Source organism: Stenotrophomonas sp. GD03877, from assembly GCF_029840555.1.
Lineage (GTDB): Bacteria > Pseudomonadota > Gammaproteobacteria > Xanthomonadales > Xanthomonadaceae > Stenotrophomonas > Stenotrophomonas geniculata.
In genome coordinates this window covers 12,230-34,100 of sequence record NZ_JAOCCT010000033.1, presented here as the reverse complement: position 1 = coordinate 34,100, position 21,871 = coordinate 12,230, and the positions used below count along the sequence as shown (strand labels likewise).

At 67.3% G+C, this 21,871-nt stretch carries 21 protein-coding genes; 11 read left to right on the top strand and 10 right to left on the bottom strand.

Features of this window, described 5'->3' with window-relative positions:
- Positions 1 to 122: 122 nt before the first annotated feature.
- Together N5D20_RS20005 and N5D20_RS20000 are read right to left on the bottom strand one after the other, a co-directional pair.
- Complete coding sequence (locus N5D20_RS20005) at positions 123 to 1,040, bottom strand: lytic transglycosylase domain-containing protein (protein ID WP_197578851.1); 918 nt, start codon at positions 1,038 to 1,040, stop codon at positions 123 to 125.
- Positions 1,041 to 1,086: 46 nt separating this feature from the next.
- Entirely contained in the window at positions 1,087 to 2,055 is a 969-nt protein-coding gene (locus N5D20_RS20000) for a WYL domain-containing protein (protein ID WP_197578850.1), read from the bottom strand.
- Positions 2,056 to 2,135: 80 nt separating this feature from the next.
- Here N5D20_RS20000 and N5D20_RS19995 point away from each other — a divergent pair, with 80 nt between their 5' ends.
- Together N5D20_RS19995 and miaB are read left to right on the top strand one after the other, a co-directional pair.
- Entirely contained in the window at positions 2,136 to 2,756 is a 621-nt protein-coding gene (locus tag N5D20_RS19995) for a glutathione S-transferase (RefSeq protein ID WP_191863136.1), read from the top strand.
- A 188-nt stretch (positions 2,757 to 2,944) separates the two neighbouring features.
- Positions 2,945 to 4,363 (top strand): tRNA (N6-isopentenyl adenosine(37)-C2)-methylthiotransferase MiaB, encoded by a 1,419-nt coding sequence (gene miaB, locus N5D20_RS19990; protein ID WP_043400449.1) that lies wholly within the window; start codon positions 2,945 to 2,947, stop codon positions 4,361 to 4,363.
- Positions 4,364 to 4,435: 72 nt separating this feature from the next.
- Here the strand turns inward: miaB and N5D20_RS19985 are convergent, their stop codons facing one another.
- From N5D20_RS19985 to N5D20_RS19975, 3 genes are read right to left on the bottom strand one after another with little or no spacing between them, the layout of a single operon-like run.
- On the bottom strand, positions 4,436 to 5,548 hold the full coding sequence (locus N5D20_RS19985; RefSeq protein ID WP_197579517.1) for an ABC transporter permease: 1,113 nt from the start codon (positions 5,546 to 5,548) through the stop codon (positions 4,436 to 4,438).
- Entirely contained in the window at positions 5,545 to 6,468 is a 924-nt protein-coding gene (locus tag N5D20_RS19980) for an ABC transporter ATP-binding protein (protein WP_043400443.1), read from the bottom strand. The genes N5D20_RS19985 and N5D20_RS19980 overlap by 4 nt, the downstream gene beginning before the upstream one ends.
- Before the next feature lie 20 nt (positions 6,469 to 6,488).
- A complete protein-coding gene (locus N5D20_RS19975; RefSeq protein WP_197579516.1) occupies positions 6,489 to 7,445 on the bottom strand; it encodes an HlyD family efflux transporter periplasmic adaptor subunit in 957 nt (318 codons plus the stop codon).
- A gap of 482 nt (positions 7,446 to 7,927) precedes the next feature.
- Here N5D20_RS19975 and N5D20_RS19970 point away from each other — a divergent pair, with 482 nt between their 5' ends.
- The 8 genes from N5D20_RS19970 to N5D20_RS19935 all read left to right on the top strand — a co-directional run bounded on the left by N5D20_RS19970 (position 7,928) and on the right by N5D20_RS19935 (position 14,548).
- Complete coding sequence (locus N5D20_RS19970) at positions 7,928 to 8,914, top strand: PhoH family protein (protein WP_019337148.1); 987 nt, start codon at positions 7,928 to 7,930, stop codon at positions 8,912 to 8,914.
- Positions 8,911 to 9,396 (top strand): rRNA maturation RNase YbeY, encoded by a 486-nt coding sequence (ybeY, locus tag N5D20_RS19965; protein ID WP_005408831.1) that lies wholly within the window; start codon positions 8,911 to 8,913, stop codon positions 9,394 to 9,396. The genes N5D20_RS19970 and ybeY overlap by 4 nt, the downstream gene beginning before the upstream one ends.
- 48 nt (positions 9,397 to 9,444) lie before the next feature.
- Positions 9,445 to 10,053 carry a hypothetical protein gene (locus N5D20_RS19960; RefSeq protein WP_197579515.1) on the top strand — a complete coding sequence of 203 codons (609 nt, stop codon included), beginning with the start codon at positions 9,445 to 9,447 and terminating at the stop codon, positions 10,051 to 10,053.
- Positions 10,054 to 10,130: 77 nt separating this feature from the next.
- Positions 10,131 to 10,739: a hypothetical protein gene (locus N5D20_RS19955; RefSeq protein ID WP_049482916.1), complete on the top strand. Its 609-nt coding sequence runs from the start codon at positions 10,131 to 10,133 to the stop codon at positions 10,737 to 10,739.
- Positions 10,739 to 11,326, top strand: a complete 588-nt coding sequence (locus N5D20_RS19950; protein ID WP_053443804.1) for a hypothetical protein — start codon at positions 10,739 to 10,741, stop codon at positions 11,324 to 11,326. The genes N5D20_RS19955 and N5D20_RS19950 overlap by 1 nt, the downstream gene beginning before the upstream one ends.
- Before the next feature lie 64 nt (positions 11,327 to 11,390).
- Entirely contained in the window at positions 11,391 to 12,272 is an 882-nt protein-coding gene (locus N5D20_RS19945; RefSeq protein WP_005408827.1) for a transporter associated domain-containing protein, read from the top strand.
- Positions 12,269 to 13,519: a DUF4105 domain-containing protein gene (locus tag N5D20_RS19940; RefSeq protein ID WP_197579514.1), complete on the top strand. Its 1,251-nt coding sequence runs from the start codon at positions 12,269 to 12,271 to the stop codon at positions 13,517 to 13,519. Before N5D20_RS19945 ends, N5D20_RS19940 begins: the two co-directional genes overlap by 4 nt.
- Before the next feature lie 6 nt (positions 13,520 to 13,525).
- Positions 13,526 to 14,548, top strand: coding sequence for a magnesium and cobalt transport protein CorA (locus tag N5D20_RS19935; protein ID WP_197579513.1), 1,023 nt, complete (start codon positions 13,526 to 13,528; stop codon positions 14,546 to 14,548).
- A 112-nt stretch (positions 14,549 to 14,660) separates the two neighbouring features.
- On the opposite strand, the gene N5D20_RS19930 is transcribed toward N5D20_RS19935, so the two are convergent.
- The 4 genes from N5D20_RS19930 to potA all read right to left on the bottom strand — a co-directional run bounded on the left by N5D20_RS19930 (position 14,661) and on the right by potA (position 19,013).
- Entirely contained in the window at positions 14,661 to 16,025 is a 1,365-nt protein-coding gene (locus N5D20_RS19930) for an NAD-dependent succinate-semialdehyde dehydrogenase (protein ID WP_197579512.1), read from the bottom strand.
- Positions 16,026 to 16,108: 83 nt separating this feature from the next.
- Positions 16,109 to 16,951 (bottom strand): ABC transporter permease subunit, encoded by an 843-nt coding sequence (locus N5D20_RS19925; protein ID WP_197579511.1) that lies wholly within the window; start codon positions 16,949 to 16,951, stop codon positions 16,109 to 16,111.
- Positions 16,948 to 17,880, bottom strand: a complete 933-nt coding sequence (locus tag N5D20_RS19920) for an ABC transporter permease subunit (RefSeq protein WP_197579510.1) — start codon at positions 17,878 to 17,880, stop codon at positions 16,948 to 16,950. Before N5D20_RS19920 ends, N5D20_RS19925 begins: the two co-directional genes overlap by 4 nt.
- Positions 17,877 to 19,013 carry a polyamine ABC transporter ATP-binding protein gene (gene potA, locus N5D20_RS19915; RefSeq protein WP_197579509.1) on the bottom strand — a complete coding sequence of 379 codons (1,137 nt, stop codon included), beginning with the start codon at positions 19,011 to 19,013 and terminating at the stop codon, positions 17,877 to 17,879. The genes N5D20_RS19920 and potA overlap by 4 nt, the downstream gene beginning before the upstream one ends.
- A 273-nt stretch (positions 19,014 to 19,286) precedes the next feature.
- Between potA and N5D20_RS19910 the strand changes: the two genes are divergently transcribed.
- Positions 19,287 to 20,729 carry an NAD(P)-binding domain-containing protein gene (locus N5D20_RS19910; RefSeq protein WP_197579508.1) on the top strand — a complete coding sequence of 481 codons (1,443 nt, stop codon included), beginning with the start codon at positions 19,287 to 19,289 and terminating at the stop codon, positions 20,727 to 20,729.
- Here N5D20_RS19910 and N5D20_RS19905 read toward each other — a convergent pair.
- Positions 20,726 to 21,835 (bottom strand): polyamine ABC transporter substrate-binding protein, encoded by a 1,110-nt coding sequence (locus tag N5D20_RS19905; protein WP_004151739.1) that lies wholly within the window; start codon positions 21,833 to 21,835, stop codon positions 20,726 to 20,728. The two genes, N5D20_RS19910 and N5D20_RS19905, sit on opposite strands and share 4 nt — an antisense overlap.
- Positions 21,836 to 21,871: the final 36 nt, after the last annotated feature.

Genomic DNA, 21,871 nt, shown 5'->3' with positions numbered 1-21,871 from the left:
GGATCCGGTGGGGGCCAGAGCCGCATTGAATCACGGTCGAGTGTAGCGGAACCGTCGCGCGCCACACAACGCTCTTTGCAAGGAGTGCCGACCAACAGTCGGCACCTACCAGTCTGCGGTACCTACTGGTGGCTCAGGGCGGTGCGGTAACGCTCGGCCAGCTGCCCGACCCGGCGCACGTAGTACTGGGTTTCGCTGTAGGGCGGTACGCCGCCATGGCGGTCGACCGCGCCTTCGCCAGCGTTGTAGCCGGCTGCGGCAAGGGTCAGGTCGCCATTGAAGCGCTTCAGCAACCACGCAAGATACTGCACGCCGCCGCGGATGTTCTGCCCGGCATCGTAGGAGTCACTGACCCCGAAGCGCGCGGCGGTTGGCGGCATCAGCTGCATCAGGCCCTGCGCACCGGCACGGCTGAGCGCGGTCGGGTTGTAGGCCGACTCGGCATGGATGATGGCCCGCACCACCGCCTCTTCCACGCCGAACTCGCGTGCGGCCGAGGTGATCTCGGTCTGGAAGGCCGAGGTGTTCAGGCGCACGGTGCCGAAGTCCACGCGTGGATTGACCCCGCACGCGTAGCAGCGCTCCATGAAGCTGTAGCGGATGGTCCGCACTGGGCCGAGGTTGGCGACCTGGGTCGGGCGCGCACTCGTGTAGTGGCGCACGCCGTCCTTCATGAAGGAATAGACCTGGCCGCTGACCATGCGCCCGGCGCGCGAGGCGACCGGCTGTGCCGGCGCGGCGGCTGCAGGCGCAGGCGCGACCGTTGCCGGCGTGGCGGCGCTGGCGGCAACGGCAACCGGGTTGCGTTCGATGCTGGCCACCGTGGTCGGCGCCGGCCTGGGCGCGGCCACCACCGGGCGCGGTGCCGGACGGGTGTCGCGGCTGTAGCTGATGGTGCTGCAGCGCGCACCCGCCACCCGCTTGCTCACATAACTGGTGACGCCGTCAGGGCCCTGGCACTTGTACAGGGTGCCGGCGCTGGCCGGCGCAGCGGTCAGCGCAGCGATGATGATCGCCGTTGTCCCCAGTATCCCCTTCATGGCGGCGAGTGTCCCAGCTTCGCCGGGGCTTGCCAAGCGATGTGGCTCAGCCTGTGACCGGCGGCACGGCCAGCACCTGGCCCAGCCCGGCCAGGCGCTGGGCCAGTTCGTCGCGCAGGCCCGGCGGCGTGGTCCACAGCGCCACCGGCACGCGGTCCAGGCTGAGGATCTGCGCCAGCATCATGCCCCGGCTCTCGGCCCCCATGCGCAGCAGACAGTGCTCGGCACCATCCGCCTCCAGCACCCCGCACCAGGGAGGAATGCGGCCTTCCAGCTCGGCGCGGCTGCCGGCCAGGCGGACGATGGCCTGCAGCGGGAACGGGGCCTGGCTGACCGCCTGCCGCACCATCACGTCCGGGGGGGCCGGCGTGCGCCGATGCAGGCCGGGCTCGGTGCATTCGCGCACCGCGCCCATCCGGTCCACACGCAGGGTGCGCCAGTCCTGCCGGCCCAGATCCCAGGCCAACAGGTACCAGCGCCGGCCGTAATTGACCAGGTGCTGTGCCTCGACTTCGCGCTGGGTAACAGCCTCCTGCGCGCTGCGGTATTCGAAGGCCAGCCGTGACGCCTGCCGGCAGTACTGGGCCAGCCGTCCGAGCAGGCGTGCGTCGGTGGACGGAAGATCGGACAGGGTGGCCGTCGCTGCATGCACCTCGCCGGCCTGCTGGCGGCGACGGGTCGGCACCAGCGGGTCGAGCTTGGACAGCAGGCCACGCGCGGTGTCGTCGATGCCGGCGACGGTGGCCGAGGCGGCGCGCAGGGCGATGGCCAGGGTGGTTGCCTCCTCCTCATCCAGCAACATCGGCAGTACCGGTGCCCCGGCCCCCAGCTGATAGCCGCCCCCTACCCCGGCCGAGGCCTGCACCGGGTAGCCCAGCTCGCGCAGGCGCTCGATATCGCGGCGGATGCTGCGTCGGTCCACGCCCATGCGCTCGGCGAGCTCGGCCCCAGACCACTGGCGGCGGGCCTGCAACAGAGCGATCAGGCGCAGCAGTCGGTGGGCGGTATGGCGCATGAAGGATCGAGGACAGAAGTCGTCCGCAATAGTGCCCCAGGATGGCCTCCAGTTCACCACCCACCGCAAGGAGCAATGCCATGAATTCACGCCAGATCACCCTGTACCACGCCGCCCGTTCCCGCTCGAGCGGCGCCGTGGCCCTGCTCGAAGCGCTGGGTGCCGACTACCGCATGCAGGTGCTGGACCTGAAGGCCGGCGCCAACCTGGCCCCGGCCTACCTGGCCATCAACCCGATGGGCAAGGTGCCGGCCATCGTCCACAACGGCGCACTGGTAACCGAACAGGTGGCCATTTATCTGTACCTGGCCGACCTGTATCCGGAAGCCGGGCTGGCCCCGCCGATCGGCGACGCCCTGCGCGGGCCCTACCTGCGCTGGATGGCCTTCTATGGCGCCTGTTTCGAGCCGGCGATGATCGACAAGGCGATGCATCGCGAGCCGCCGCCGCGCCTGATGTCGCCGTACAACGACGCCGAGACCGTGCTGCAGGTGGTCGAGGCCCAGCTGGCGCAGGGCCCGTACCTGCTCGGCGAGACGATGAGCGCCGCCGATGTGCTGTGGGGCAATGCGCTGGCCTGGACCACCGCCTTTGGCCTCGTACAGCCGGCGCCGGCAACAGCCGACTACATCGCCCGGATGAGCGCGATGACCGCCTTCGACCGGTCGCGGCGGATCGATGCGGAGCTGGTGGCGGCGTAATCAGCGCCCCCTTGTAGAGCCGAGCCCACGCTCGGCTGCTCCTCCGCCTTGCACAAGGCAGCCGAGCGTGGGCTCGGCTCTACAGTGATGACCACGCCGGGCTTGGGCTTGGCCGCATGAACGCGGCGGCTGGCGCGGGATGCGGGTAGAATTGCCCGCTTTCCCGCCACCCGAATGGATTAAGCGCCATGACCGGGACGCCAGACGTCTTTCCGCCCGCCACGCCGGGCGGTACCCCGCTCGTTGCCCTGCCCGCTGGTCCGCGCAAGCCCGACCAGGTCAAGGGCAAGCTGTACATCAAGACCCACGGTTGCCAGATGAACGAGTACGACTCGGCCAAGATGGCCGACGTGCTTGCCGCCAGCGATGGCCTGGAACTGACCGATACCCCGGACGACGCTGACGTCATCCTGGTCAACACCTGCTCCATCCGCGAGAAGGCGCAGGAGAAGGTATTCAGCCAGCTGGGCGTGTGGAAGGGCCTGAAGAACAAGGGCCGCGAGGTCATCATCGGCGTCGGCGGCTGCGTCGCCTCGCAGGAAGGCGAAGCGATCATCAAGCGCGCGCCGTTCGTCGACCTGGTGTTCGGACCGCAGACCCTGCACCGCCTGCCGGAACTGATCCGCGCGCGGCGCGAACAGAAGCGCCCGCAGGTGGACATCAGCTTCCCCGAGATCGAGAAGTTCGACCGCCTGCCGGAGCCGCGTGCCGATGGCGCCTCGGCGTTCGTGTCGATCATGGAAGGCTGCTCGAAGTACTGCTCGTTCTGCGTGGTGCCCTACACCCGCGGCACGGAGGTCAGCCGCCCGTTCGAGGACGTGGTGGTGGAAGTGGCGCAGCTGGCCGCGCAGGGCGTGCGCGAGATCAACCTGCTCGGCCAGAACGTCAACGCCTACCGTGGCCCGTATGGCGATGGTGAGTTCGCCGACCTGGGCCTGCTGATCCGCACCATCGCCGAGATCGATGGCGTTGGCCGCATCCGCTTCACCACCTCGCACCCGCTGGAGTTCAGCGATTCGCTGGTCGATGCGTTCCGCGACGTACCGCAGCTGGCCAACTTCCTGCACCTGCCGGTGCAGGCCGGCAGCGACCGCGTGCTGTCGGCGATGAAGCGCGGCTACACCGCACTGGAATTCAAGTCGAAGATCCGCAAGCTGCGCGCGGTGCGCCCGGACATCTCGATCAGCTCGGACTTCATCGTCGGCTTCCCCGGCGAGACCGATGCCGATTTCGAGAAGACCATGAAGCTGATCGAAGACATCGGCTTCGACCACAGCTTCTCCTTCATCTATTCGCGCCGCCCGGGCACGCCAGCGGCCGACCTGGAGGACACGATCAGCGATGCCGAAAAGCACGCGCGCCTGTCGCGCCTGCAGGAGCGCATCAATGCGCATGCCGCCGGCATCTCCGAAAAGATGGTCGGCACCGTGCAGACCGTGCTGGTGGAAGGCCCGTCGCGCAAGAATCCGAACGAGCTGACCGGCAAGACCGAGAACATGCGTTCGGTGAACTTCCCGGCGCCGGCGCGGCTGATCGGCCAGTTCGTGGATGTGGTGATCACCGAAGCGCTGACCAATTCGCTGCGCGCGCGGGTAGTGGCGGAGTAAGGTCTGGGTGTGCCGACCAACGGTCGGCACCTACCGGGGTAGTTGTGGATGCCGACCGTGGGTCGGCATGCCTTAATCCAATCGTTTGCGGAAACGCAGGATCGCCAGCGTCATCATCACCACGATGAAGGCCAGCAGCGCCAGCGCGTCGTGCCACAGCTCCCACAGCGAGGCGCCGCGCAGCATGATGCCGCGCACCAGCCGCAGGAAGTGGGTCAGCGGCAGCACTTCCGCCAGCCATTGCACCGGCCGCGGCATGCCCGCAAACGGGAACATGAAGCCCGACAGCAGGATCGACGGCAGGAACAGGAACAACGTCATCTGCATCGCCTGGAACTGCGAGCGCGCGCGCGTGGATATCAGCAGGCCCAGTGCGAGGTTGGCCAGCACCAGCAGTACTGCGGCCAGGTAGATGTCCAGCAGGCTGCCGCGGATCGGCACCTGGAACAGCCAGGTGCCCAGCACCAGCACCAGCGTGGTCTGCAGCAGGCCAATCGCTGCATAAGGCAGCACCTTGCCCACCATCAGTTCGCTGCGCGACACCGGCGTGGCGATCAGCAGCTCCATGTTGCCGCGCTCGCGTTCGCGCACCACCGCCACGGCCGTGAACATCACCAGGGTCATGGTCAGGATCACCCCGATCAGGCCCGGCACGATGTTCACCGCCGAGCGCCGCTGCGGGTTGTAGAAGCTGGTCACGCTGATAGGACCACTGGCGATGCTGCCTTCGCGCAGGGGACGCGTGTTGCTGGTCGGACGCGTGTCCAGCGGCACCTGCGCCAGCTGGATCGCTGCGCTCTGCACCACGGTGTCGCTGCCATCGACCAGCACCTGCACTGCTTCGCTACCGTCGAAGCGGCGACGCTCGAAGTCGGCCGGCACCACGATGCCGACACTGATCTCGCCACGGCGCAGCGCCTGCATCAGCTGGTCGGGCGTGTACGCCTCGCTGCGCGGCGTGATCACGCCGGTGGCGACCATGTCCTGCACCAGCGCGCGCGAGGCGGCACTGTTGGCCTGATCGGCGACACCGGCGTCGAGGTGACGCAGGTTGAGATTGATCGCATAGCCGAACAGCAGCAGCTGCATCACCGGAATGCCGACGATCATCGCCAGCGTGATGCGGTCGCGCCGTAGCTGCCGCAGTTCCTTGAGCATGATCGCCCACAGCCTGCGCAGGTTCATTCCGCCGGCTCCCGGCCACGACCACGGGTGGCGGCCACGAACACGTCTTCCAGGTTCGGTGCCACCTTCTCGATGCTGGCCTGCGGGTCAGCACTGGCCAGCGCACGGCCCAGCACTGCGATGTCCGCCGCTCCCTCATTGCACAGCACGCGCAGATGGGTGCCGATCTGCGCCACGCTGAGCACGCCGGGCAGATCGGCCAGTGCGCGGCTGGCCAGGCGCGGCTGCGACGCGGTGACCTGCAGCGTGCGCCCTTCCAGCCGTGCGCACAGTTCGGCCGGCGTGCCGTCGGCCACCAGCGCGCCACGATCAAGGATCGCCAGGCGGTGGCAGCGCTCGGCCTCGTCCATGTAGTGGGTCGAGACCAGCACGGTGGTGCCCGCATCGGCCAGTTCGAACAGGGCCTCCCAGAAATCGCGGCGCGATTCCGGATCGACTGCGCTGGTCGGCTCGTCCAGGAACAGCAGCTCCGGAGCGTGCACGACAGCGCCGGCCAGCGCCAGGCGCTGCTTCTGGCCACCACTGAGGGTGCCGGCCAGCTGCGGCTGCCTGTCCAGAAGACGATACTGCTGCAGCAGTTCGTCGACCCGCTGCCGGGCCTGCGCGCGTGGCAGATCCTGGATGGCGGCGAGGAATTCCAGGTTCTCGCGTACCGAAAGATCTTCATACAACGAGAAGCGCTGGGTCATGTAGCCGATGCGCCGGCGCAGTGCTTCGGCCTGCTCGGGAACCGCCAGGCCCAGCACCTCGATCTGCCCGGCACTCGGTTCCAGCAGGCCGCACAGCATGCGGATGGTGGTCGACTTGCCCGACCCGTTCGGCCCCAGGAAGCCATAGACCTGGCCACGCGGCACGGTCAGGTCGACATGGTCCACGGCCAGCAGATCGCCGAAGCGGCGGGTCAGGCCCTGCGCGTGCACCGCGATGTCCGCACCGGTGTTCAGAAGCGCACCTGTACCGGAAGGCCCGCTGGCAGCTTCTGCATGTCGCTGTTCCCGTCCACTTCGATCTCGGCCAGATAGCTCAGGCGCTCGACGTCATCACCGGTCAGTGCGTAGTACGGCGTGAACGACGGCTCACTGCGGATCGCACGCACGCGCCCCGTCAGCACCGTGCTGCCTCCCTCCAGCTGTATCTGCGCGGCCTGTCCGACCTTGACCTGCAGGCGCAGCGGTTGCGGCAGGTAGACGCGTGCATAGGGGCGCTCGCCGACCAGCATCACCGCCAGCGGCGCGCCGACCGGCGCCTGGTCCCCCTGCCGGTAAGGCAAGGCATCGACCACGCCGTCGCGCGGTGCGCGCAGTTGCAGCTTCTGCAGGTTGACGCCCTGCACCACCTGCTGTGCCTGTGCGGCATCCGCGGCCGCCTGGCCCTGGGCGATATCCTGCACACGGCTGCCGTGCACCCGCTCCAGCCAGGCCTGCTCGGCAGCACGCGCGCTGGCCTCGGCATTGCCGGCGGCGGCGCGTGCACGATCCAGTTCAGCGGCGGCAATCAAGCGCTGCTGTGCCAACGGCTGGACCCGGCGGTAATAGGCACTTGCTTCGGCAGCCTGTGCGCGCAACGCGGCCAGTTGCGCCTGGGCCTGCGCGATCTGCTCCTGGCGTGGGCCGATCTGCAGTTCTTCCAGCTGCGCCTGCGCACGCGCCGTATCAGCCTGTGCTGCGGCGAACTGCGCGTCTCCCCGCGCCGGGTCCAGCTGCATCAGCACAGCCCCGGCCTTGACCTGCTGGCCCTCGCGCACCTCCACCGTGGCGATGACTTCGGCCGCCGGCGCCGGCACCGTGATCCGGTCCCATTCCAGCGTGCCCAGTGCAGTCGGCGCTGACTGCCCGCACCCCGCAAGCAGGCCGATGCCCGCCAGTCCGATCCCACGCATCCCGTTGCCGATGCCCATGCCATCCCCTCCTGCGACGGCGACACGGTGCCATGTGCCCCGTGCATCCTCAATGATTCCGATCAGCCCTGACGGTTTTTTCACCACACGTGGGCAAGCCTTTTGCCGCAAGGCTCCGCACCACCTATCCACAGGTTGATTCGGCATCATTCCACAACCGCTGTGGAAATCCGCCAGGACGTGGCTTTGTTGCTCGCCCGGCAACGAAACCTGCACTGCCATCACGATGAATGCCCCCGTGCAGGCCACCTGTGGCAGTGCTGCCGCAGCGACGAACGGCCATGACGCTTTTTTCACCAGGACCTCATGGGCCTTGTGGCACAAGCATTGCAAAGGTCTATCCACAGGTTTCCGCGCGCCCCGTCCACACCGGGTGTGGAAAACGCTGTATCGACCGTCTGCTGGCCGTGCACCCCGCACGCGCGCTACCCTTGTCCTCCCTGAATACACTGCGGTGGAAGGCGTCCGCCCCACCCCAAGCAATGAAAAGCATCGATCATCGAGACTTCACCCTGTCGCCGGAAGACAACGAGCGACTGGCCAACCTGTGCGGCCCCTTCGACGGGCACCTGCGCCAGATCGAGCTGAAGCTCGGCGTGGAGATCGCAAATCGTGGCTTCGTGTTCCGCATCAGCGGGCCGAACGAAGCCATCGTCGAGGCGCAGAAACTGGTTGAAGCGCTGTACGCCGAAGCCGGCGAAACCACCTTCGACAACCACGCCATCCACCTGCGCCTGGCGCAGGCCAACGTCGAGCAGATCGCCGAACGCTCCTACGAAGCGCAGGAGGTGGCGATCAAGGTCAAGCGCGGTACGGTGCGCGGTCGCGGTGCCAACCAGGGCCGCTACCTGCACCAGATCGCCACGCATGACATCAACTTCGGCATCGGTCCGGCCGGTACCGGCAAGACCTTCCTGGCCGTGGCCAGCGCGGTCGAAGCACTGAACGAATCGCGGGTGCAGCGCCTGATCCTGGTGCGCCCGGCGGTGGAGGCCGGCGAGAAGCTGGGCTTCCTGCCCGGCGACCTGAGCCAGAAGGTCGACCCCTACCTGCGACCGCTGTACGACGCCCTGTACGAGATGATGGGCGTGGAGAAGGTGGTCAAGCTGCTGGAGAAGAACGTCATCGAGATCGCACCGCTGGCCTACATGCGCGGCCGCACGCTCAACGATGCGTTCGTGATCCTGGACGAAGCACAGAACACCACCATCGAGCAGATGAAGATGTTCCTGACCCGCCTGGGTTACGGCTCCACTGCGGTGGTCACCGGTGACCTGACCCAGACCGACCTGCCCAAGCATGTGAAGTCCGGCCTGCGCGACGCCATCGACGTGCTGCGTGAGGTCGAGGGGGTCAGCTTCACCTTCTTCGAATCCCGTGACGTGGTCCGCCACCCGCTGGTCGCACGCATCGTCAGCGCCTACGACCGCCGCGACCTGCATCAGATCCAACCTGGAGCAACTCCATGACCCGTGGTCCCGTGCGACTGGACGTCGCCGTCAGTTATGCCCTGCCACGTGCCGGCCTGCCGGCGGCAGTCAGCTTCCGCAAGTGGGTGGCCGCCGCGTTGAAGGGCCGCATCCGCGAGGCCGATCTGGCCATCCGCGTGGTCGATGCCAAGGAAGGACAGTCATTGAACCGCCACTACCGCGGCAAGGACTACGCGACCAATGTGCTCAGCTTCCCGGCCGAAGTACCCGAAGGCCTGCCCAAGGGCGTCAAGTTCCCGCTGCTGGGTGACCTGGTGATCTGTGCACCGGTGGTGGCACGCGAGGCCGACGAACAGGGCAAGGCGCTCAACGCCCACTACGCGCACCTGACCGTGCACGGCGTGCTGCACCTGCTCGGCTGGGACCACGAGGACGACAAGGAAGCCGAGGCGATGGAGCAGCTGGAACGGGAGATCCTGGCCGAGCTGGGCATCGACGACCCATACGCGGGCGAGCGCTGACACCGGGCTCTGTTCCGAGCCCACGCACTCACGGAAGAGGAGCGCAGCATGTCCCTGCCCGCACTTGTGCTTGCCGCGCTACTGCAGTCCGGGGCTGGCCTGATGCCCGATCCTGACCGTCCGTCACCGTTCCCCACCAGTGACAGCGAGGCCGACATCGCCGCAAAGATCGCCGAACTACGGGCGTTCTTTGGCAGCAACGAGCGCGACACCCGCAATACCGTCGCCACCGCCCAGCAACGGGCGCTGATCGACCGCCTGGAAGCGCGGCACGCGGCCCGCCTGGCCGGCATCTGGGTGGACAATGCGAGGGGCTGGAACGTTGTGGTGCGACTGACAGGCGCCGCACCCGAGGCCGATGAGACACACCCAGGGGCGGATGGCCCGCAACGTGTGCACTACATCACCGGCGCCGCGATGACCGAAGCGGAGATGGAGCGCCGCCTGCATGCTCAGCAGGACGGGCTGCTCGCCCAGCTGCCCGACCAGTTCGGCTATAGCCTGGATGTCAAGACCGGGGAGCTGGAGGTGGAACTCCGGGATACCCCAGCCAACCGCGCAACGGCGGCGACCGTGCGCGACCACCTGCAGGTGCAACTGGGCTACCCGGTCAGGCTGCGCTGGTATCCGGCGACATCGCAGCGGCGATCCCCCTGACCAACGTGGCCTGCGGGCGCCGGTCCGCGCGCTGCGCTATTGTTCGCCGCCAGGCATGGGGCGCAAGGAAACCAAGGATGACCTCGGACAACGGCTCGATGATGTTTACGCTCGGCGTGGGTCTTTTCGCCGTGCTGCTGGCGCTTGGCGCCTATGCCGTGCGCCGCATCAGCGCCCGCGACCCCAGCGGCAGGCATTGGCTGCTGCGCAGCCTGGCCCTGCTGTCGCCCCTCTGCCTGCTGACCGGCGCGGTGATCGGCCTGATCGGCCCGCATCTCAATGGCGAACGGGAACCGGCCCATACCCCCGCACTGTGGGGGGCGTCGATGATCCTGGTACTGGCGGGTGCGCTGACTCTGCCGGTGTTGTGGCGGATGCTGGTGCACCGGCACCTGGGCCGCCCGGTCAACGCGCTGCCGTTCTTCCATGCCAGCCGGACCTCGCTGCTGGTGCTGTTCGTGCTGGCCCTGATCTACCTGAAAGCAAGCGGCAAGGCGGCGGACGACCTGATGCCGTGGCTGACAGGTCCAGGCCTGTGGCCGGCAGTGGTGCGTGCCGCAGGGGAAGCCATGCAGATCGCCATGACGTCGGTCGTGCTCACCTTGTCCTTCATGGTCGTGCGGTTCCTGATGATGGGTTTCGCGCGCCGTCTGGTGGCACCGCTCCGGCGCTCGCCAGGGCTATGATGGCGCCCCTCTGCCTGCGGAAACCGCTCGTGTCACTGCGCTGCTGCCTGCCTCTGCTGTGTGTCCTTGCGGTCCCATCCGCGTTCGCTTCCCGCCTGGACCTGCCGGCGCTGATCGAATGCCGCCAGGGCGTGGCCGACCAGGCTGCGCTGGCGCCGTTGCTGGCCGACCCGCTGGCGGCCGTGGCCCAGGGCCTGCAGCCGCTGCCGCAGGGCAACCAGTTCATGAGCGAGTACCGCCTGGCCCAGCCGATCAGCGTGTTCGGCGTGAGCACCGAGCGGGTGGCGGTGGCCGGGGCCAGCGTCATGGCAGTCCTCGACCAGGCCGACCCACGCCCGCTGGCCAAGCGCCTGGCGCTGGAGACCGGCTACGACCAGGACGGCAAGTTCATGGCCGGCCGCGAGCTGGTCAGCCGCGACGTGACCGACCCGAAGACCGGCGAGGCCCAGATCGAGTCGATCATCCTCAGCGTCTCCACCGTGGCCTCCCACCCGGGCAAGACCCTGGCCGGCTGCACCTACAGCCTGGACCTGCCCGAGGAAGCGGCAGCCCCGGGCTCCCCTGCCCCGGCCACCGGCAGTCACTGACAGGCCGCCACATCCTGCTAGACTTGGGCCAACGCCCGGCCTGCCGGGTGCCTTTTTTCCAGAGATGTCAGAAGACGACAGTAGTAGCTCCCCTGCGGAGCACAGTGAAAAGAAGCGCGGCTGGCTTGAACGCCTGACCTCCGCCTTCTCCGGCGAACCCCATACCCGCGACGAGCTGGTCGCTGTCCTGCACACCGCGCAGGAAGAGGGTCTGATCGCCGCCGATACCCTGAAGATGATGGAAGGCGCCATTTCGGTGGCCGAGCTGACCGTGGGCGACGTGATGATCTCGCGCTCGCAGATGGTCTCGCTGCCGGTCGAAGCGCCCTTCCTGGAACTGATGAAGCAGGTGGTCGAATCCGGCCATTCGCGCTTCCCGGTGCACGGCGAAAACAAGGACGACATCCTCGGCATCCTGCTGGCCAAGGACCTGCTGCGCGGCGTGGTTGCCGACAACGGCCCGGCCAACGTGCGCGAGCTGCTGCGCCCGGCGGTACTGATCCCGGAGGCGAAGAAGCTCAACGTGCTGCTGAAGGAGTTCCGCCTGTCGCGCAACCACATGGCCATCGTGGTGGACGAGTACGGCGGTGTCGCCGGCCTGGTCACCATCGAGGACGTGCTGGAACAGATCGTCGGCGAGATCGATGACGAGCATGACGAGGCCGAGGATCCTTCCGCTCAGATCGCGATCCAGTCCGACGGCCAGTACGTGGTCGACGCGCTGACCCCGATCGGCGACTTCAACGAACGCTTCGGTGCCACCTTCTCCGACGAGGACTACGACACCATCGGTGGCCTGGTCACCGAGGCCGTGGGCCACCTGCCGGAAGTCGGTGACGAGCTGGCGCTGGACCGCTTCATGTTCCGCGTGGCCCGCGCCGATGCGCGCCGGGTGCAGGCCTTCCACGTGACCGTGCTGCCGCCGGACGCGCAGGACGACGCTTGAAGCGCCGCGGCCTGATCCTCATGGTATGGCTGGCACTGTACGTGCTGGCCATGGCCCTGCCGCTGGGCGCGTTCGCGCAGCCGGCGGCGGCCACACCTGCTGCGCCCGGCACCGGCGCCGAGGCCCCTGCGCCGCGCATCGGCGTGGTGACCATGCAGCCCGGCACGGTGTTCTTCGAACGCTTCGGCCACGACGCCATCGTCGTGGTCGATCCGCTCAGCGGCGAAGCGACCTCGTACAACTTCGGCTACTTCGATCCGTCCGAGGACGATTTCATCAGCCGCTTCGCGCGCGGCGACATGATGTATTACCTGGTGGCGCTGCCGCTGCAGCAGGACCTGTCCTACTACGACGAGACCGGCCGTGGCGCCAGCGTGCAGTGGCTGGACCTGCGCCCGGACCAGGCCCGCTCCCTGGCCGCCGATCTGGCCGAACGGGCCAAGCCGGAAAACGCGCGTTACCACTACGACTACTACACCGCCAACTGCGCCACGATGGTGCGCGACACGGTGGACAAGGCACTGGGCGGCGGCCTGCAGTCGCAGCTTGCCGGTCGCTCGCGCGGCAACACCTACCGCAGCGAATCGGTGCGCCTGGCCTCGCCGGCGCCGTGGATGTGGCTGGGCTTCGACGTCGGCCTGGGGCCGTTCGCCGACCAGCCGCTGTCGCGCTGGCAGGAGGCGTTCGTGCCGATGCGCCTGGCCGATGCCCTGCGCCAGGCACGCAACAGCGATGGCCGGCCGCTGGTGCAGTCCGAACAGGAACTGCTGCCGCACCGCATCGCCCCGGAGCCGAAGGAGTTCGCGCGCCGTTGGTGGCCGTGGCTGCTGTGCGGCCTGGTGATCGCCGCCGGCGTGCTGGCGCTGCGTCGCCGTCCGCGCCTGCTGGCCGGGCTGGCGCTGCCGTTCTGGCTGCTGTGCGCCCTCTTCGGCGGCGTGCTGGTGTTCCTGTGGGGCTTCAGCATCCACTACGCCGCGTGGGCCAACCGTAACCTGCTGCTGCTTTCGCCGCTGGCGGTGCTGCTGCTGCCGGGTGCGATCGCCCTGCTGCGCCGTCGCGTGCCGGGGCGCATGTTCAGGGTGGTGCTGTGGCTGCTGGCGGTGCAGGCCGTGGCCGCGCTGGTACTGCACTGGCTGAGCCTGCAGGCGCAGTACAACGTGCAGTGGATCGTGCTGCTGCTGCCGGTGCACGTCGCCCTGGCGTGGGTACTGGGGCGTCGTCCTCACTTGTCCGAAACACGGCCCTGACGCACGATGGCGGGCATGTCATTGCCCGCCTCCGCTTCCGCCCCGGCTTCGGCCAACCCCACCTGCGTCATCAACTGCGTCCACTACGATGACGAGGGCAAACGCCACGACATCACCCTGGACGCCATCAGCGATGTCATTGCCGGTGGCAATGGCTTCGTCTGGGTCGGCCTGTACGACCCCAATGACGATGTGCTGTTGAAATTGCAGGAGGAGTTCTGCCTGCACGACCTGGCCATCGAGGATGCGCGCAATGCGCACCAGCGGCCCAAGGTCGAGACCTACGGCAATTCGATGTTCGTGGTGGTGACGACCGCGCAGATGGTCGACGAGCGCATCCAGTACGGCGAAACCCACGCCTTCCTCGGCCCACGCTTTCTGGTGACGGTGCGCCATGGCGCTTCGCTGTCCTACGCCCCGGTACGCGCGCGGGTCGAGCGCGAGCCCCAGCTGCTGAAAATGGGCCCGTCGTACTGCCTGTATGCGGTGACCGACTTCGTGGTCGACAACTACCTGCCCATCGTGCACCGCTTCCGCGACACCCTGGACCTGCTGGAAAAGGACATCTTCGCCGACACCTACAAGCGCAGCACGGTGGTGCGGCTGTACGAGCTCAAGCGCGAACTGAACAAGATGCGGATGGCGGTGGCGCCGCTGCAGGACGTGCTGGCACAGCTGCGCCGCTACCAGGGCGAACTGATTCCCGACGAAGTGAAGCTGTACATCCGCGACGTGCACGACCACGCGGTACGCATCAGCGATGTGATCGACACCCTACGCGAGATGCTGGGCACCGCACTGAGCGTGAACCTGTCACTGGTGACGCTGGCGCAGGGCGAGACGGTCAAGCGGCTGGGTGCGTGGGCGGCGCTGCTGGCGGCGCCGACGCTGATCACCAGCTGGTACGGCATGAACTTCAGCCACATGCCCGAGCTGAGCGAACCGTGGTCCTACCCGTTGATGATCGTTGGCGTGGGCGGTGTGTGCGTGGGCTTGTACCGGCTGTTCAAGCGCGCGAAGTGGTTGTAGATCGTATCGACCAACGGTCGATACCCACAAAACCGGGGACATATCGACCAACGGTCGATACCCACCAGACCGGTGGGCCACGACCGTTGGTCGTGGCGCATTGGATGATCCATCAAGCCACGTAGACGGTCTTGATGTTCATGAACTCATGGATGCCGTGGTCGGCCAGTTCGCGACCGAAACCGGACTGCTTGCTGCCACCGAACGGCAACCGCGCGTCGCTCTTGACGATGGCGTTGACGAACGCCGCACCGCATTCCATGCGCTGGGCGAAACGTTCACCGCGCACCGGGTCGCGCGTCCACACGCTGCCGCCCAGGCCGAAGCGGGTGTCGTTGGCCACGCGCAGTGCCTCGGCCTCGTCAGCGACACGGATCACCGCAGCTACCGGGCCGAACAATTCCTCGTCATACGCCGGCATGCCAGGGCCGACCTGGTCGAGCACGGTGGCCGGATAGCCGGCGTGCGTGCCCGCAATCGGCTCACCACCCACCAGCACCCGCGCGCCCTTGGCCACGCTGGCCTGCACCTGCTTGTGCAGTTCGTCGCGCAGGTCGGCACGCGCCATCGGCGCCAGCGTGGTACTGCGCTCGTCAGGGTCGCCATACTGGCGCTCACCCGCCGCTTCGACAAAGCGGCGGGTGAATTCATCGGCCACCGCATCGACCACGATGAAGCGCTTGGCCGCGATGCAGGTCTGCCCGCTGTTGTCGAAACGTGACTTCACTGCCGCGGCCACGGTCTTGTCGAGGTCGGCATCGTCAAGCACCACGAAGGCATCGCTGCCGCCGAGCTCCATCACCGTCTTCTTCAGCTGGCTGCCGGCATTGGAAGCGATCGAGCGCCCTGCCCGCTCGCTGCCGGTCAGCGTCACCGCCTTCACCCGTGCGTCGCGCAGCACCTCGGCGGCCTGGTCGTTGTCGATGTGCAGTACATCGAACACGCCATCGGGCAGGCCGCCGTCACGGCACACCGCCAGGATCAGGTCGGCGCACTGCGGCACGTTGCTGGCGTGCTTGAGCACGGCCACGTTGCCAGCCATGAACGCCGGGGCCAAAAAACGGAACACCTGCCAGATCGGGAAATTCCACGGCATCACCGCGAACACGCAGCCGATCGGCTCGTAGCGCACATAGCTGCGCTGGGCTTCGGTGTCGATCAGCTGCGGCTTCAGGTAGTCGGCCGCGTGGTCGGCGTAGTACTCGCAGGCGGCCGCGCACTTGTCGACCTCGGCCAGCGCCTCAGCCTTGAGCTTGCCCATCTCGTGGGTCATCGCCTGCTGCAGGTCATCGCGACGGGCGCGCAGCTGCGCGGCAATCTGGCGAAGGATGGCGCCGCGGTCCTGCAGCGAGTGATCAGCCCAGCCGGGGAAGGCATCGGCAGCGGCCTGCAGGCGCTGCTCGATGTCGGCTGCACCCATCAGTTCATGGCGGTAGGTCACCTGGCCGGTGGCCGGGTTGATGATCTCGACGGTCATGGGGGATCTCCATCTGGAAGACCCCCATTGTGCGCCGCTGTCCGTGAGCCGGGTGTTGCCGGCGCTGTCGACAGGCCGTGTGCTCAGCCGTTGTCCTGCCGCGCCAGCTGCAGATCGCGCTGGCGCCGCTTCTCCGCACGCGCATTGATGTACCAGCCGATCACCGCGGCGATCGACACCGCCGACACCAGCAGCGTGGCCAGTGCGTTGATCTTCGGGCTGATGCCCATGCGCACCGAAGCGAACACCTTCATCGGCAGCGTGGTCGAGCCCGGCGTGGCGACGAAGCTGGCCACCACCACATCATCCAGCGACAGCGTGAACGCCAGCAGCCAGCCTGCCACCAGCGCCGGCGCGATGATCGGCAGGGTGATGCGGCCGAACACGGTCAGCCGGCTCGCGCCCAGGTCCATCGCGGCTTCTTCCAGCGACAGGTCCATCTCCTGCAGGCGCGAGGACACCACCACGGTGACGAAGCACAGTGTGAAGGTGACGTGCGCGATCCAGATGGTGGTCAAGCCACGCGCCGGGAACCCGGGAATCGTACCCATCGAAGCCAGCAGCGCCATCAGCGAGAAGCCGAGGATCACATCCGGCATCACCAGCGGTGCGGTGACCAGCGCGCCAAACAGCGGCTTGCCGCGGAAGCGCTTGAAGCGGGTCATCACCATCGCCGCCAGCGTGCCCAGCACGGTGGCCGTGCAGGCGGTCCAGAACGCCACCACCAGGCTGGTCCACATCGCCTCCATCAGCGCGCGGTCGGCGAACAGATCGCTGTAGGCGCGGGTGGAGAACCCGGCCCAGACCATCGCCAGCCGCGAGCTGTTGAACGAATAGAACATCAACAGCAGGATCGGCAGGTACAGGAAGGCGAAGCCGAGCAGCAGCACGCCCAGCCCCAGGCCCCTGGCGGTACGCGGGCTCATGCCTGCTTCCCTTCCAGCAGGCGCTGCTGGGAACGGTTGAACAGCAGGATCGGGACCAGCAGCAACAGGATCATTGCCACCGCCATCGCCGAGGCGCCCGGCCAGTTACGGTTGTTGAAGAACTCGTTCCACAGCTGGCGGCCGACCATCAGCGTCTCCGAGCCGCCCAGCATTTCCGGGATCACGAATTCACCGATGGCCGGAATCATCACCAGCATGCAGCCGGCGATGATGCCCGCCTTCGACAACGGCAGGGTGATGCGCAGGAACGCCTGCCACGGCTTGGCACCGAGGTCGTAGGCCGCTTCCAGCAGGCGGTGGTCGTGCTTGACGAGGTTGGCGTACAGCGGCAGCACCATGAACGGCAGGTAGCAGTAGACGATGCCGATGTAGGCGGCGGTCGGGGTGTCGATCAGCTGCAGTTTCGGCAGGCCCATCGACGTCATCAGCGACTGCAGGCCGGTGAACTGCAGGAACTGGTCGAGCAGGCCGTTGCGGTCCAGGATCGCCTTCCACGCATACACGCGGATCAGGAACGAGGTCCACGACGGCAGCACCACCAGCATCATCGCCACGTTGCGCGCGGCCGGTGACAGGCGGGCGATGGCATAGGCCATCGGGTAGCCGATCAGCAGGGTCAGGAAGGTCGAGATCGCTGCGATCTTGATCGAGCTCAGGAAGGCCTGCGCATAGATCGAATCGCGGAACAGCGCCAGGTAGTTTTCCAGGTTCAGCTTCAGCGAGAAGCCGCCGTCGGCGTACTGCAGCAGCCAGGTGTACGGCGGCGAGCCGACCCGGCTGAGCGAGAAGCTGATCATCAGCACGATCAGGAACGGCACTGCGAAGAACAGCAGCAGCCACAGGTACGGAATGCCGATCACCGTGGCACGCAGCCCCGGCAGCCAGCGCTTCAGGCCGGCCGTGCTCATGAGGTCAGCACCACGCCGTCGTTGTCGCGCCAGTGCACCCACACCTCGTCGCCCCAGGTGAGGCCATCACTGGCCCAGCGCTGCGAGTTGGCGAAGTTGGCCAGCACCTTGGCGCCGCTGGGCAAGCGCACGTGGTAGACCGAGTGGCTGCCGAAATAGGCGATGTCCTCGATCACGCCCTGTGCCTTGTTGGTGTGCCCTTCCGGCTCTTCCTTGCCGATCATCACCTTCTCCGGGCGCAGCGCGAACGCGACCGGCTGCCCTTCATAGCCGGTGATGCCATGGGCGATGTAGATCGGCGCCGGGAACAGCGGCGAGCGCACGGTGACGTACTCGGGCAGGTCCTCGTCGATCACCCCGTCGAACAGGTTGACCGAACCGATGAACTCGGCGACGAAGCGGTTGGCCGGCTGCTCGTAGACCTCGTCGGGCTTGCCGACCTGCTGGATCCAGCCGGCATCCATCACCGCGATGCGGGTGGCCATGGTCATCGCTTCCTCCTGGTCGTGGGTAACCATCACGCAGGTCACGCCCGACGATTCGATGATGCTGACCAGTTCCAGCTGCATCTGCGAGCGCAGCTTCTTGTCCAGCGCGCCCATCGGCTCGTCCAGCAGCAGCAGCTTCGGCCCCTTGGCCAGCGACCGCGCCAGCGCCACGCGCTGCTGCTGGCCACCGGACAGCTGGTGCGGCTTGCGCTTGCCCAGGTGGCCCATCTGCACCAGGTCGAGCATCTCGCCGACGCGCTTGCTGATCGCATCCTTGCCCAGGCCATCCTGCTTTAGGCCGAAGGCGATGTTCTGTTCAACCGTCATGTGCGGGAACAGGGCATAGGACTGGAACATCATGTTGACCGGCCGCTGGTACGGCGGCAGCGCGTCCAGGCGCTGGCCATCAACGGTGATGCTGCCCTTGGTGGGCGTCTCGAAGCCGCCCAGGCAGCGCAGCAGGGTCGACTTGCCACTGCCGGAGCCACCGAGCAGGGCAAATATCTCGCCCTTGCGCACGTCCAGATTGACGTCGTCGACGGCGACGAAACCATCGAATTCCTTGCGCAGGTCACGAATGGAGAGATAGCCGGGCGCACCGGTCGTGTCGACGACGGCGGCTACCGGCTGGGCTTCAACGGGCATGGGGGCTCCGGGAGCGGGCGGTGGACAGCGGCGGTCATTCTAACGGCCGGGGGCCGCAGGGGATATGACGGGAGCAGGTGGAAGCGGCCGGTGGGCGGCCCCGGGGCCCCGAGGGGTGTCGGTTTTCCCCCGCCATGGTGGCCTGTCCACTCGAAGGCCCCGGCTCCCCTGGACCATCCTGCGGCCGTCCCGGCCAGGCGCCACCGGCGTTGGCCCGATCTACAACGTTTTTCAGAACCGGATCTGTTGAAGGCCTCGGCCATTGCCCGCGCAATGGCCCGGATCAAGGCCTTGCATGGACCCACACTGGTGATTTCCCCGGACAGCCCCTCCCCCTTCCCGCCCCGCCTGCCGGGCTCCCTGCCTGCAAGGCTGCCACTGGTCATCATCGGCGCCGGCCAGGCCGGGTTGTCCCTCAGCGCGCTCCTGCAGGAGGCCGGCGTCGCGCATCGCGTGCTGGAAGCCGAAACCGTGGGCGCCAGCTGGCAGCGACGCTGGGAGTCGTTCCAGACCAATACCGCCAATGCGACGATGGCCCTGCACGGTCATGCCTATGCCGGCGATGACCCGGAGGGCTTCATGGGTGCCCCGGAGGTGATCCGGCGGCTCCGCGCGTATGCCCACGAGCGCTCCTTGCCGATCAACGAGGGATGCGTGGTACATCGGGTTGGGCCTGAGTCCGGTGGCTATGCCATCGACAGCAGTCAGGGGCCGATCCATGCCCGCGCAGTGGTGGTCGCCACCGGTGAATACCGCCGCGCGCGGATGCCCCGGGTCCCCTTCGCACCCGCGCCAGGCCTCACCGTGCTGCACTCGGGCGACTACCGCAGTGCCCGTCAGCTGCCCGATGGCGCGGTGCTGGTCATCGGGGGTGGGCAGTCGGGCGCGCAGATCGCCCAGGACCTGCGCGACAGCGGTCGCAGCGTGTACTGGTCACTGGCCCAGCGCCATTCGCACACCCGCCGGCTGCGCGGCAAGGACTCGATGACCTGGTGGGACATGGCCGGGCGCATCCACCAGCATGTGAGTGAAGCGGCCGCCGTACTGGCCGGAGAACCGGATGCGCTGCGCAAGGCCCGCACTGCGGAGTTTCCGCTGATCTCGGGCAAGGGAAGCGGCGGCCTGGGCAGCTCGATCAGCCTGCTGGCGATGCACCGCGCAGGCATCAGGTTGCTGGGCCGGTTGCAGGAATTCAGTGGAAACACCGCCCGCTTCGCAGATGTCCGTCCGCAGCTGCGCACCGCGATCGAGGCCACTCGGGCCGAGTATGCCTATCTCGATTCGCTGGCCAGCGCGTACTACGCCACGCGGACCGAACCGCGCACCGACGATGCCCGCTACATTCCCGAAGAGGTCTATCTGCACTGGGAGCCGGAACCGTCGCCATGCGAGCTGGATCTGCAGGCCGCAGGCATCCGCTCGGTGGTGCTGGCCACCGGTTTCGTCGCCGAATGGCCCTGGCTCGACGTGCAGGGCGCGCTGGATGCACACGGCTATCCGCTCGGCGAGTTCGGTGTTTCACCGCAGCCGGGGTTGTTCTTCATCGGCATGCACAACCTGCAGCGGATGAGTTCGTCGTTCCTGTGCAACGGCGGCCGCGATGCACGCGACCTGCTGCCGGCCATCCTGCGGCACCTTGGCCGAAGCGGGAGTACAGGCTTCGGCGCAGGGAAAGGGAGCCGCCGGGCAAGGCCCGACGGCGCCAGACCGGCTTAGCGGCCGGTCTTCACCTCGGTCCACAGCCGGGTGTAGAGCTTGTCGGTCTCCGGCGTGTTGATCGAATAGGTGAACATCTTCTCGGCCACGTCGGCCGGCGGGTAGATGGTCGGGTCGGTACGGATCGCCTCATCCACCAGCGGGGTCGCGGTCGGCACCGGGTTGGCGTAGTGGATGAAGTTGGTGTTGGCTGCGGCAACCTTCGGCTGCAGCAGATAGTTGATGAACGCGTAAGCGGCTTCCGGATGCTTGGCATCCTTCGGGATCGCCAGCATGTCGAACCACTGCGGGGCGCCTTCCTTCGGGATCGAATAGGCCACGTGCACGCCATTGCTGGCTTCCTCGGCGCGGTCGCGGGCCTGGATGATGTCACCCGACCAGCCGACCACCAGGCAGGTGCCGCCATTGGCCAGCGACCCCACGTACTGAGAGGAGTGGAAATTCTGCACGTAGGGGCGGATCGACTTCAGCAGGTCGGCCGCCTTCTGCAGCTCGGCCGGGTCACCGCTGTGCGGGTCCAGACCCAGGTAATGCAGCGCGATCGGAATCATGTCCGCCGGCGTGTCCAGGATGGTCACGCCGCAGTCCTTCATCTTGCTGATGTTCTCCGGCTTGAACACCAGGTCCCAGCTGTTGGCGATATCGGTGCTGCCGCCAAAGCGCTGCTTCAGCATCTCCACGTTGTAGCCGATGCCGGTGGTGCCGATCATGTACGGCACGCCGTACTGGTTGCCCGGGTCCTGGGTGGCGATGCGCTTCATCACCGCCGGATCGAGATTGGCCAGGTTCGGAATCTTGCTCTTGTCCAGCGGCAGGAACACGCCGGCCTGGATCTGACGACCGAAGAAGTTCAGCGTCGGCACCACCACGTCGTAGCCACTGTTGCCGGCCAGCAGCTTGGTCTCGACCATCTCATCACTGTCGAACACATCGTAGGTCACCTTGATGCCGCTCTCCTTCTCGAAGGTCGGGATGGTGTCCTCGGCGATGTAATCGCTGTAGTTGTAGACGTTCAGGACCTGGCTGTCCTGCGCGCCGCCGTTGCCACCGCTGCAGGCGGCGAGCATGGCGGAGGCCAGGCCGAGCGTGAGGATACGCAGCTTCATCGGGTGCTCCAGAATGCGGAAAGGGGGGCCGGCGGG